General features: G+C 48.3%; 10 protein-coding genes. 6 read left to right on the forward strand and 4 right to left on the reverse strand.

What is annotated here, in order from left to right; genetic code table 11:
* Position 1 precedes the first annotated feature (1 nt).
* Positions 2-1864: a molecular chaperone HtpG gene (htpG, locus tag MTBPR1_RS11465; protein WP_069189150.1), complete on the reverse strand. Its 1863-nt coding sequence runs from the start codon at positions 1862-1864 to the stop codon at positions 2-4.
* Positions 1865-2086: 222 nt separating this feature from the next.
* Here htpG and MTBPR1_RS11470 point away from each other — a divergent pair, with 222 nt between their 5' ends.
* From MTBPR1_RS11470 to MTBPR1_RS11490, 5 genes are all read left to right on the forward strand, one after another.
* Positions 2087-2446 carry an HPF/RaiA family ribosome-associated protein gene (locus MTBPR1_RS11470; protein WP_069189151.1) on the forward strand — a complete coding sequence of 120 codons (360 nt, stop codon included), beginning with the start codon at positions 2087-2089 and terminating at the stop codon, positions 2444-2446.
* A 383-nt stretch (positions 2447-2829) separates the two neighbouring features.
* Positions 2830-3603 (forward strand): ferredoxin--NADP reductase, encoded by a 774-nt coding sequence (locus MTBPR1_RS11475; protein ID WP_126465196.1) that lies wholly within the window; start codon positions 2830-2832, stop codon positions 3601-3603.
* A gap of 169 nt (positions 3604-3772) precedes the next feature.
* Complete coding sequence (locus tag MTBPR1_RS11480) at positions 3773-4177, forward strand: hypothetical protein (RefSeq protein ID WP_069189153.1); 405 nt, start codon at positions 3773-3775, stop codon at positions 4175-4177.
* Between the two features lie 94 nt (positions 4178-4271).
* Positions 4272-6830: a helicase-related protein gene (locus tag MTBPR1_RS11485; RefSeq protein ID WP_240492888.1), complete on the forward strand. Its 2559-nt coding sequence runs from the start codon at positions 4272-4274 to the stop codon at positions 6828-6830.
* Positions 6827-7219 (forward strand): RNA-binding S4 domain-containing protein, encoded by a 393-nt coding sequence (locus MTBPR1_RS11490; protein ID WP_069189154.1) that lies wholly within the window; start codon positions 6827-6829, stop codon positions 7217-7219. The genes MTBPR1_RS11485 and MTBPR1_RS11490 overlap by 4 nt, the downstream gene beginning before the upstream one ends.
* A gap of 85 nt (positions 7220-7304) precedes the next feature.
* Here the strand turns inward: MTBPR1_RS11490 and cobN are convergent, their stop codons facing one another.
* The gene (gene cobN, locus MTBPR1_RS11495) at positions 7305-11042 is read right to left on the reverse strand and encodes a cobaltochelatase subunit CobN (RefSeq protein ID WP_069189155.1); all 3738 of its coding nucleotides are present in this window, start codon (positions 11040-11042) and stop codon (positions 7305-7307) included.
* A gap of 62 nt (positions 11043-11104) precedes the next feature.
* Between cobN and MTBPR1_RS11500 the strand changes: the two genes are divergently transcribed.
* Positions 11105-11629 carry a GNAT family N-acetyltransferase gene (locus MTBPR1_RS11500; protein WP_069189156.1) on the forward strand — a complete coding sequence of 175 codons (525 nt, stop codon included), beginning with the start codon at positions 11105-11107 and terminating at the stop codon, positions 11627-11629.
* A 5-nt stretch (positions 11630-11634) separates the two neighbouring features.
* Here MTBPR1_RS11500 and MTBPR1_RS11505 read toward each other — a convergent pair whose 3' ends face one another.
* Both MTBPR1_RS11505 and MTBPR1_RS17865 read right to left on the reverse strand, forming a co-directional pair.
* The gene (locus MTBPR1_RS11505) at positions 11635-12543 is read right to left on the reverse strand and encodes a DMT family transporter (protein ID WP_069189157.1); all 909 of its coding nucleotides are present in this window, start codon (positions 12541-12543) and stop codon (positions 11635-11637) included.
* 151 nt (positions 12544-12694) lie between these two features.
* A complete protein-coding gene (locus MTBPR1_RS17865) occupies positions 12695-12928 on the reverse strand; it encodes a DUF1127 domain-containing protein (RefSeq protein WP_205631239.1) in 234 nt (77 codons plus the stop codon).
* Between the last annotated feature and the right edge of the window lie 107 nt (positions 12929-13035).

Raw genomic sequence — 13035 nt, forward strand, 5'->3', positions numbered from 1 at the left:
GTTACATCAAGCCTTTTTCCATTGCACTTGTCATGCGACGCGCAAATGAAGTCATATCGGGGATATTTTCGCCTTCAATGATACGGGCTTGATCCAGCAAGAGATGTGCTGCATCATCCAACGCTACATTTGTGCCTTCAGCAGATAGATCAACCAGCTTTTTAATCAAGCTATGGGTCGGGTTGACTTCCAAAATTGGTGCATCATCCGGCACGGCCTGACCATGTTGTTTCAACATACGTTGTAAGTTGCGATCCATAGCTGTTTCAGAAGCCACGATACAAACTGCACTGTCTGTTAGACGATCTGTTGAGCGCACTTCCTGCACACTGTCCCCCAAAGCCACTTTAAAGGCAGCACATAGGCGGTCCACACCGTCTTTATCTGCACTGTCTTCTTTGGCTTCTTCTTCGCTTTCACCGTCTTTTTTGATTTTAGACAGGTCTGCGCCACCTTTGGTGATGGACTGGAAGTTCTTTTCTTCAAACTGACCAACTGATGGGATCCAGAACTCATCAATCGGGTCTGTCATCAAGAGAACTTCAACGCCCTTGGCTTTAAAGCCTTCCAATTGTGGAGAACGTTTAAGCGCATCAAGGTCATCCCCAGAGATATAGAAAATCTCGTCCTGACCTTCTTTCATACGCTCCACATAATCAGCTAGTGAAACCCAATCATCCCCATTGGTTGATTTAAAGCGTGCCAGTGCGAGGCAATCTTTTTGATGGGCGAAATCTTCGTAGATGCCTTCTTTCATGACAGCACCGAAGTTCTCCCAAAATGCAGCATAACCTTCTGCATCTTTTTCAGCTTTTTTCTTCAGCTCACCCAAGACTTTTTTCGTCAGGCCCGCTTTGATCTTTGCCAAGACCGGATTGTGCTGCAACATTTCGCGCGAAACGTTAAGCGGCAGATCACCACTATCCACAACACCGCGCACAAAACGCAGATATTGCGGGATCACTTCATCACAATCATCTGTAATGAACACACGGTTTACATAAAGCTTGAGATGGTTTTTACGCTCTGGCGTGAATAAATCCATCGGGCGTGTTCCCGGGATAAACAGAAGATTGGTATATTCAATCACCCCTTCAACCCGGTTGTGCAAAGTCAGCCATGGGTCATCAAACGCGTGAGCCACATGGTGGTAGAATTCTTTATATTGTTCTTCTGTGATATCGCTTTTGCTGCGTGTCCAGATGGCAGAGGCCGAATTCAGTGTTTCTTCTTCCTCACCCTTCAACACAACCGCAATATCGATATGGTCTGAATAGGTCTTGATGATGTTGCGAATGCGCATGTCATCAAGGAATTCTTCTTGGTCTTCGCGCATCTTCATGGTGATGGTTGTCCCATGACCATCGCGCTCGCCATCGGTGATGGTGTATTCACCTTGGCCCGTGCTGGTCCAGACCCAAGCCTTATCTTCACCGGCTTTGCGTGTACTCACGATGACCTCATCAGCCACCATGAAAGAAGAGTAAAAGCCCACACCAAACTGACCGATCAGATTTACATCTGAATTACCGGATTCTTCAGCAGCTTTTAAGAAAGCTTCTGTACCGGATTTGGCGATCGTGCCCAGATTGTTAATCAGGTCATCATGGTTCATGCCGATGCCGTTATCAGCCAAGGTTAGTGTCTTGGCCTCTTTATCCGCACTGAGCGTGATTTTAAATTCCGAATCACCATCAATGAGGGAAGAATCGGTTTGAGACTCATAACGTAACTTGTCACACGCATCTGAGGCGTTGGAGATCAATTCACGCAGGAAGATCTCTTTGTTACTGTAAAGAGAGTGCGTAACGATGTGGAGAAGTTTGCTGACTTCTGCCTGAAACGAAAGTTTTTCTTCAGTCATGGCCCTAATTCATAAGTCCCTAGTTTAAAAATGGATGTACAGGATATGTTTTAAATTCGTCTCATATGCAAGCCCTTCTTGTAAAGAATCTGCAAAACATCAATCTCTTATGTTGCACTTACGTGAAGAAGAAGGTATGAGGAATAAATTTTCACTGATCTTCGCACCATTTGGGGGCGTCTTAGATCGCCATCTTTAAAAAGAATATAGGGCTCAAGTTTAATGCAGTCTCCATTGCAAATCGTTTTTCGCGACGTTGATCACTCTGACGCTGTAGAATCGCGCATCCGCGAAAAAGTTGAAATGTTGGAAAAACACTCTGACAAAATCGTTGCTTGCCGCGTCACTGTTAGCGCACCGCACAAAAGCAAAACCAAAGGCAACTTCTACGATATCCGTCTTGATATCACATTGCCGGGCGAAGAAATTGTTGTGAACAAAACTCACAATGACGACCACGCGCACGAAGACGTTTACGTGACCATCCGTGACGCTTTTGATGCTGCTCGTCGCCAAATTAAAGAATGGGTTCAACGCAACCGCGGTGAAGTCAAAGCCCACGGCGAAGCTGCTGTTGGCTAAGACTGACCCAGTCTGAAAAGAGTTAAACCCGTCTTCAACTGGAGGCGGGTTTTTTTCATGATTGCAAAGGTTAACAAATGATTAACTACTTTTGCAGGAGTCTGTGACTCGTCAAAGTTGATTATTTAATTATGCTGTTCAACGGTGTGCCTAAGAACCTTTCTTATATTCACTTTACATAAACCAAGTGAAATAGTAGGAATAGCTGCGAAATCAAAACAGCCTGTGATCTGACATCTTTTGAATAGAATAATAAAATCTATTTAACGTATTTTATTTGTAATTGACAAATAATTAACACACATTATTGTGCATATAAATTTCGAGCAGGAGATTCGTTTTTCTCGCTCGTCCAACTGCTAGCAAACGCGAAGAGAGTAATTATGGCATTTTTCCAAGAAGACGTTTTAGAAGTAAAACATTGGAACGATACGCTGTTCAGCTTCAAAACAACACGTTCTGAAGCCTTGAGATTCGAAAACGGTCATTTTGTCATGATCGGTCTGGAAGTGGAAGGCAAGCCGCTCATGCGTGCTTATTCAATCGCCAGTGCCAATTATGAAGAGCATCTGGAATTTCTCAGCATTAAAGTGCCCGATGGTCCACTGACATCACGTTTGCAGCATTTAAAAGTTGATGACAAATTACTGGTGAGCAAAAAGCCTGTGGGCACGCTTGTGATTGACGATCTCACCCCTGCTAAAAACCTTTTCCTCTTTGCCACAGGCACAGGCCTTGCCCCGTTCTTGAGCATCATTCGTGATTTCCAAACCTATGAGCGTTTTGAAAAAGTCATTCTGTGCCACGGTGTGCGCTATACGAGCGAGCTGGCCTATCAGGATTATATCCTCAATGAACTGCCAAACCACGAATATCTGGGTGAGATGATCTCTGAGCAATTGATCTATTATCCAACGGTTACGCGTGAGCCTTATAAAAACCAAGGCCGTATTACCGACTCAATTGTGGATGGTAGCCTCTGTAAGAACCTTGGCATCCCACAGCTTAACCCTGAAACAGACCGCGCCATGATTTGCGGCTCTCAGGTGATGAATGAAGATACCTGCAAAATCCTTGATGATCTGGGTTTTAGAGCCTCAGAACATACAGGCGATGCAGCCGATTACGTTCTTGAGCGCGCCTTTGTAGAGCGCTAATTCCCATAAAGATAAAGAACGAACAAGTAGCCCAGAACCTTCCCCCCCCCTTACCCTAACTGGGCTGCTTGAAAAACACCCTGTCATTTTTTGGCAGGGTGTTTTTATTTGCATTTTGCCGTCAATCTATATAAGAAGATACTAACCTTACACCAACAGGAAGCCATTAATGCCCGTGAAGTTAAGAAAAGCCATGCAAGTTGCCAGAGCTGATATTTCAGCCCTGCTGCTCATTGCTTTTTTATTCCAGCTTCTCACCCCTGTTGTTGTTCTAGCAGGTGATGAAAGCCAGCTTACAGAATTTGAAGAACAGATGCGCGCCAGCATCTGTCGTGTTGATGTTTCTGCCACAGACACCCCATCGAGCCTGCCAAGCCATACGGATGGTTTTGTGTGTGAGCTCTGCGTGCTGTGTAACATTGATGCTCATAAATCCATCGACCTCCTTCCCGAAGTCGTCTCACAAGATATTCTAGCCGGGCTCCCCCAGCCCTATATGGGTGTGGATGCAAACCGTTTAGCCATGGCTGAACGTGCACGTCCTTCTGCACCGCGCGCGCCTCCATATTCTTAAAGTTCCCCTCTACGTAGGTGAGTGGGCCTTAAGATTTATTGCCACCTCTTTTTAAGGCGTTTCTCACCTATGTGAGCCGCAAGAAAAGAGGGAGGTGCCCCAACGCTTCCCTCTTTTCTTGCCTATCTTTGCAAACTGGTCCAAAGTGCGCCCCGTTATGCAGGTTAATACTTCACATCGCGCACGCATTTCTGCAGTGCTCGGCCCCACAAATACCGGAAAGACCTATCTCGCGCTTGAACGCATGATGGCCCATAGCTCAGGCATCATTGGCTTTCCCCTGCGCCTGCTTGCACGTGAAAATTATGACCGGGTCGTCAGCATTAAAGGCCCGGAACAAGTCGCCCTCATCACAGGTGAGGAAAAAATTGTCCCCCCGCACGCGCGCTATTTCCTGTGTACGGTCGAATCCATGCCGCTTGAGCGTGAAGTCGAATTTATCGGTATTGATGAAATCCAGCTTTGTTCTGACCCCGATCGTGGTCATATCTTTACTGAGCGTCTGCTAAATGCACGCGGGCGATCAGAAACCATGTTTATGGGCTCCCTCTCCATCGCCCCATTGATCCGCCATCTGGTGGATGAGGTGGAATTTGAAGAACGTCCGCGCTTTTCAAACCTCACTTACACGGGGTCAAAGAAAATTACCCGCCTGCCCAATCGTTCTGCCATCGTGGCCTTTTCCGCTGCTGAAGTTTATGCCATTGCTGAGCTCATTCGGCGTCAAAAAGGCGGGGCTGCGGTTGTTCTGGGTGCCCTAAGTCCGCGCACACGCAATGCACAAGTGGAACTTTATCAAGCTGGTGAGGTTGATTATATCGTAGCAACCGATGCCATTGGCATGGGGCTCAATATGGATGTGGACCATGTGGCTTTTGCTGCCCTTTCAAAATTTGATGGTCATCAGATGCGCAGTCTGCGCGCCGCAGAAATGGCCCAAATTGCCGGGCGCGCAGGGCGTTATATGCGCGATGGCACCTTTGGGGTCACCGCGGATTGCCCCCCCATTGACTCTGAAATGGTTGATCGCCTAGAAGCCCATGAATTTGAAAATCTTGAACAAATTTACTGGCGCAATTCACGCATCCGCTTTACCACGGTTGAAACTCTACAAATGGATTTGCGCCGCAGCCCACAGACCCAAGGTCTCATTCGCCCGCGCATTTGTGAAGATGAAGTCACGCTGGAATTTCTCGCCAAAAACCCCGATGTGATCGGCCATGCCAGCCATCCCAAAGCGGTTAAGCTTTTATGGGAGGTCTGCCAGGTTCCTGATTTTGCCAAGACGATGTCCGATAGCCATCCGCGCTTATTGGGCCAGATTTTTATTCATCTGTGCACCCATAAAAACACCCTGCCAACCGATTGGGTGGCGGGTCATGTCCAACGTCTAGAGCGCATTGATGGTGATATTGATACCTTAACCCAACGGCTTTCCAATATCCGCACATGGACTTATATTTCGCAGCGTTCCAAATGGCTTAATGATCCAACCCATTGGCAAAATGTGACGCGCGAAATTGAAGATAAGCTTTCTGATGCGCTTCACGAACAGCTCACCAAACGTTTTGTTGATCGACGCACATCGACCTTGATGAAAAAGCTTAAAGATAAAGAAGACCTGCTTGCTGCTGTGACAAAATCCGGTGATGTGTTGGTGGAAGGTCATTTTGTGGGGCGCTTAGAAGGCTTTCACTTTGCTGCAGATGAAACCGATAATGCCCATGCCAAACGCGCGGTGAATTCAGCAGCTCTTAAAGCCCTTCGCCAAGAAATGGAGCGCCGCATAAGCGTCTTTGAAGAAGAAAAAGATACAGCCTTTCGCATTCGTGATGATGGTTTTATTTTGTGGCGCGATCACCCCTGTGCGCGCCTGTTTAAAGGTCATGATCTACTCAGCCCACGTCTTGAAACACTCAGTTTTGCTTTGCTTGATGAGCCATTGCGCCAGCGCGTTAAAGCCCGCCTGCATGAGTGGCTGGCACGTTATATTCTCCAAACCCTTAAGCCCCTGTTTGAACTTGATCAAACAAAGCTTGAAGGCCCCTCTCGCGGACTTGCCTTTCAACTGCGCGAAAACCTTGGCGCGCTTGCTCGCACAAAAGTTGATGAGCTTGTGCGCAATATTGAGCCCAAAGAGCGAAAAATTTTGCGCACAAAAGGCGTGGTGATTGGTCGCCATGCGATTTATTGCCCCAAGCTTCTCAAAGCCGCGGCTGTGCGCCTGCGCGCAGACCTGTGGGTGATTTATTATAAGCCCGAAATCATCCCCGCCATGCCCGCAGACGGGCTCATGTCTTTTGAAGCTGAAACAGAAACAGCGGATGATTTTTATACCATTCTTGGCTATCGCAATTTTAAGGGGCGTTGCGTGCGCATTGACATGGTGGAACGTTTAGCCGAACTGGCGTGGGAGCGCACAAAAAAACACAGCTGCCCCGTTGATGGAGATTTCACCAGCCTTGCAGGATGTTCCATTGAAACCATGGGGATTATCTTAAAACAGCTTGGCTATCATCTTGAAAAAACTGCTGATGACCTTAAAGTCAGCCGCAAGAAGCACCATATTAAAAAGAAGAAAGCGGTGAAAAAGAAACGCCCGATTAAAATCGATGCGGATTCACCCTTTGCGAAACTGAAAAATTGGAAATGACAAAAGAAGCACCTGCCACTTTACGTGTCGATAAATGGCTTTGGCACACCCGTTTTTTTAAAAGCCGCACCCTTGCTGGTAAATTCGTCTCCTCTGGTAAATTGCGGCTCAACGGGAACTTGATTTCCAAAGCCCATGTCATGCTCAAACCTGAAGATGTGCTCACTTTTCCCCTAGGCCCCAATATCAGGCTCATCCGCGTCATTGCAATGGGTACAAGACGTGGCCCCGCCCCTGAGGCCCGTACCCTTTATGAAGACCTTGACCCGCCCCAGCCCAAACCGAAAAAACCTAAAGAAGCGAAAGTGGCAGAACGTGAGCCCGGCACCGGTCGCCCCACAAAACGCGAGCGCCGCACCATGGATAAATGGCTCGCGGATGCGGAGTAAAGAACGCTTATTGCGATAGGCAACACCCGTCATTCTGGAAATCTTGAGCTGGATGCTGGCCTGCGCCAGCATGACAGGGGGAGGGTTAAAGGCCCTCTAACATTTCTTCGATCATAAAGCGTGCTGAGTTTGAGCGCGGGTTCCACATGTTGCGGTCTTGGGCTTCTTGAAAACGCTCCAGCATTTCTTTTAAGGCCGCCGGATTATTGTCTTTGAGGAACTGATAGTTTTCCTCATCCATGACATAAGCCTCAAAAACCGCATCAAAATGGTGGTTCTTCACGCAATTGGCTGTGGCTGAAAAAGCAAACATATAATCTAGCGTCGCCGCCATCTCAAAGGCGCCTTTATAGCCGTGGCGTTTCACCCCTTCGATCCATTTCGGGTTCACCACACGCGCACGCACCACACGGGCGATTTCTTCTTCTAGTGTGCGAATGCGCGGGCTTTCTGGACGGGAATGGTCATTGTGATAAACCGTTGGTGCCTCACCGCCCTTAAGGCTTCGAATGGCTGCGCTCATGCCGCCTTCAAACTGGTAATAGTCATCACTATCAAGCAGGTCATGCTCACGGTTATCTTGGTTTTGCACCACCGCTTCAACCATGGAAAGGCGCTCTTCAAACAGGCCATGGGCAGTTTGCCCACCTGCACCTGAGCCATAGGCATAGCCGCCCCACGCCACATAGGCTTTGGCTAAATCGTCCGCTGTTTCCCAACCTTTTTCATCAATAAGCGCTTGTAAGCCCGCCCCGTAAGCCCCGGGTTTGGAACCAAAAACGCGAAAACCTGCACGCATATCGGCTTCTTCTTCGCTTGCCCCATTTGACATCATCTGATGTTTTTCTTGGCGAACGCGTGCTGCCAACGGATTGATATCATCACCCTCATCCAAAGCCGCCACAGCGCGCGCGGCACTATCAAACAGATCAATGAGTGAGGGAAAGGCATCACGGAAAAAACCGGAAACCCGTAAAGTCACATCTACACGCGGGCGGCCCAAGACCGATTGGGGCATAATGTCAAATCCGGTAATGCGGCGCGACACACTATCCCATGTGGGCTGCACCCCCATTAAGGCAAGCCCTTGGGCGATATCATCCCCGCCTGTGCGCATATTAGATGTGCCCCATGCGGTTAAAGCCATGGTGCGCGGCCAATCGCCATGATCCTGCATATAACGCTCAATCATCAAGCTTGCCGACTTCCAGCCCAAGGTCCAAGCCGCAGGGGTCGGTACCGTGCGGGTATCGACTGAATAGAAGTTTTTCCCCGTGGGCAAAATCTCTGGGCGTCCGCGCGTTGGTGCGCCACTGGCACCGGGCTCAACAAAGCGTCCATCCAAGCCTGTCAGGATAGCCTTTATTTCTTCATCCCCACAAGAAAGTACGGCGGGGCGTACAGTTCCATTGACATAAGATAATACAGCCTTCGTGCGCTCCATGTAATCAGGAACATCAATATCATTACTGATGAATTTTGCCGCCAGTATTTCTAAACGCTCTACCGTATCACCATTTGTGCGCCATGCCTCTTCACCACCTTGTAACAACTCCGGCTTTAAACCCTCCCAAAGGCCTGCCATATCACAATCAAGCGGATCAAAATTTAAATCAAAATCTTCAGCCATTGCACGGATGATGGAAGCATCAGCACCCTCGCCCTTATTGCGCGGCACACGTACAAGCGCGACCAACAGGTCATTAAGCTGACGATCTTCTGGGCTTTCACCAAAGATATGTAGGCCATCACGAATTTGTAATTCTTTGAGCTCACATAAATGATTATCAAGCTTGGCAAGGGCTTCTTCTTCCCCATCATCGCGCCCAATGCCGCAATCTTCATCCAGCCCCGTGGTGCGCGATAAGGCGAGGATTTCTTTTTTCAGCACTTTTAAGCGGCGCGGATCAACACCTGCGGCTTCATAATATTCATCAACCAGTTGCTCAAGGTCTTTAAGCGGGCCATAACTTTCAGCGCGCGTTAAGGGCGGGGTGAGGTGATCAATGATCACAGCTTGGGATCGGCGTTTGGCTTGTGTGCCTTCACCAGGGTCATTAATGATAAAGGGATAAAGATGCACAAGCGGGCCGAAGATGGCTTCTGGATAGCAGTTTTCAGATAAAGCAATCGCTTTGCCCGGCAACCATTCCAAATTCCCATGCTTGCCCATATGAATGACAGCATCAGCAATAAAGGATTTGCGCACCCATGCATAAAAGGCGAGATAATTATGGGGCGGCACCAGATCAGGGCTGTGATAACTTTCCACCGGATCAATGTTATAGCCACGCGCAGGCTGCAAACAGACCGCCACATTACCACATTGATAAGCAGGCAGAACAAACGAACCCTCTTTATAAAACGGGTCCTTGGCAGGGCTGCCCCAACGCTCATTCACCGCGTCTTGAACAGCTTGAGGCAAGCTTAAGAAGAAACGCTGATAATCTTCAAGAGAGAGGCTTTCAATGACATCGCGCTCATCAAGCTTGGTGAAATCATTGGTCACGCCTGCTTGTAAACGCTCAATGAGCTCATTACCGCTTAAAGGGATATTTTCCACATGATAGCCCGCACCCGCCATGGCCTTTAACACATTGACGCAAGCGGCTGGCGTATCAAGCCCGACCCCATTGCCCATGCGCCCATCCTTATTAGGATAGTTGGCAAGGATCAAAGCGATTTTGCGCGACTTTGCCGCTTTATTGCGCAGCTTTGCCCAGTTTGCCGCCAGCTCAGCGCTAAATTCCAAACGGTCTGCAACCGGTTGATAACTCACAATATCACATTGGGTAAGCGCGTCTTTTTCAGCCAAGCCTTTAAAGGAAACCGCGCGTGATAAAATACGCCCATCTACTTCTGGCAAAGCCACATTCATGGCGATATCGCGCGCGGATAACCCGTTTGTCCCCTCGCTCCATGCCTCAAGGTTTGATCCGGCAAAAACCACTTGCAAGACAGGGCAATCTGCCACATCAAACGGTGTTTTTGTGCGCGCTGCATTGGGTTTGGATAGGGCAAAGCCCGTGCCGTTTAAAATAATGGAAGCGTTACTTTCCTCAAGCATCTGCTCAATAATACTTGCAGCGACTTCATCTTTCAGGCTTGCTCCATAAAGTGGTAAAGGGTTGAGCCCTTGTTTTTTCAAGGCCTCAATCAACCCGTCAATCACCGCTGTATTTCCCGCCTGCATCAAGGCGCGATAAAAGGTAATGGCGGCAACGGGCTGGCCTTCAACCCAATCGTTTTCTTTTAACTGCGCAAGGCTTTGCGCGCCATAAATACCAGCGCGCAACAAGGGGGCAGGTTCCGCCCATTGGCTGTCGCGGCCCAACAGGTGATGGGCAAAATTTAAAAACTCGGTTGCATTTTCCACACCGCCATGGACACAATATTGCCACAGGCGGTGGGCAGCCTCGCCCTGAATGCTGCACAGGTTTGCCAGCTCCGCATCGGGTTGGTCATCACCGGGAAGAAAAGCAACCGGGATATTTTTTTCGCTACAGACGCGCGTGATTTCATCAACACCATATTCCAGATAGCTTCTCCCCCCAAGCAGGCGCAAGACCACCAGTTTTGCATGGGAAATGATATCCTCCACATACAGGTCCACAGACATATTGTGACCCATATGGAGCAAGGAAGCTAAGCGTAAGGTGGGAATGGAAGCATCATCTTCATGAAGTTTTTTATGGGCAAGGGCAAGACAGGCCAGTTCCGTATCCGCAGCGGACATCACAACAATGTCAGCTGGGGTTTGCCCCAAATCAATTGCTTCAGACCCATCAGAAACAGCACCGGGTGTCGCAGCCAGAAGATGCATTTTTTCTTTCCATTTTCCTTTATTTCCTGCTTTATAGAACAGGCTATAAAGGAAAACAAATTATGATCCGTAAAGCGGTTGAAAAAGATCTTAAAGACATTCTTGAAATTCACCGCCTCGCTTTTAATGAGGAAGACGAAGCCGAACTGGTAGACCAACTCCTCATCGACCCAACAGCCCAGCCGTGCCTGTCACTGGTTGGGGAACAAGACGGGCAAATCGTGGCCCATATCCTCTTTACCAAGGCATCAGTCGATAGCACATCAGCCTATCTGCTTGCCCCCTTAGCTGTGCATCCAGATGTGCAATATAAAGGATGGGGTAAGCGCCTTATCAACGCAGGGCTGAAAAGCTTAAAAAAAATGGGCGTTGATCTGGTCTTTGTGCTGGGTGATCCAAATTATTATCCACGCTCTGGCTTTCAATGTAATGCAGGCGCCCTTGGTTTTCCCACTCCACAGCCCATCCCTGCACAATATAATGAGGCATGGATGGTGCAAGAACTACGCGATGGGGTGATCGGGCAGGCTAAAGGCACGGTGAATGTGGCAGATGCCATCGCCCCCATAGAGTTCTGGAGTGAATAATCAGACTAGCTTCGGGCTTTCGCCAGCCTGAGAAGGCGGGAGTTTCCGGCTTTACTTAAAACCAGCACATTGCCCCATAAAACCAATGGCACGCCGATAATGGCTTCAACAGGCCAGTGATAATTTTCAAACACTGTGGATAGGCTCAAGGCAACCAGCGGGAACAGCACCACACTATAAACAGCCTTATCCGCCCCGATGTTACCCAGCAAGGTGAGATAACAGCCAAAGGCGATAACCGAGCCAAAGACAGCCAGATAAACAAGCGAGCTGACATATTCAAGACTTGGATCAAAGCCAAACTCATGGCCTTGCACAAGGGCGGCGATACTTATAAAAATCGTGCCATAGGCCATCCCCCACGCATTGGCTTGCATGACGGGGACACCGTTTTTCTGATTGCGCGCTGAAACCATATTGCCACATGAGGCTGAGACCGTGCCGATAAAGGCGAGCACCATGCCGAAGAATCCTTCATCTGAAAGGTCAAAGGTTTTCACTTCAGGCCAGAAAACCAGACAAATCCCGATCATGCCCAATGACGCCCCAATAAGCACGCGCCGGGTAATCTCGGTTTTAAAAAACAGGCGGCTCAGGCTGATGTTAATCACCACCATGGCGCAAAACACCACCGAGACCAACCCCGTGGTGATATGGCCCGTGGCCCAATACATGAAGAAGTAATTGCCGGAAAATAAAAACGCCCCGAGCGAGGCCATCCACATATGGGTGCGCAGATCAAATTTAAGATTTTTTCGCCGGATCAGACAAAAAGCCAGCAATACCAAGCTTGCCAAGGCAAAGCGATAGGCGATGGAGATTTCCATCGCCACACTGCCCAGCTGATATTTAATCGCCAGCCAAGTCGAGCCCCAAATCAGAACCGTCAGAATATATAAAGCACTATTCGACATGATATCCTTTCAGGGGCTTTGTCACTCTGGTTGCTGGATCAAAACAGCAAGGAAAACTTTACGTCATTGCGGCCTTGGTTAGGGAGCGATCACGAGAGATTTCTATATAAAAATCATTGATCACCACAATGACGTAATCGTAAACATGAATTTATTTAACCCAAAATGGTTTTTTAATTTCACGTTCAATATCCGTGCGCGACAGACCGATATCTTCAAGAATGCGGTCATCCAGTCGGGCAAGGTCACTACGTTTGCGTTGACGTTGCATCCATAGCTTAAGTGTTTGCAAGACCTGTTTTGGCATCATAACCAAACGTGTCTCTACTTTATGAGCTGTTCCTACTGAACAATAATCATTAATTTTAAGAGTCTCTACCGACATAACTAACCTCATCACGTTTAAGTTCATACCAATAGAGGCGCGCCCCTTATGTTGAATGTTATACGTTTCTTTTCGCTTGTGAACAAACGAGCTTTTTTGATACTCTG

The sequence above is a fragment of the Candidatus Terasakiella magnetica genome, assembly GCF_900093605.1.
Lineage (GTDB): Bacteria > Pseudomonadota > Alphaproteobacteria > Rhodospirillales > Terasakiellaceae > Terasakiella > Terasakiella magnetica.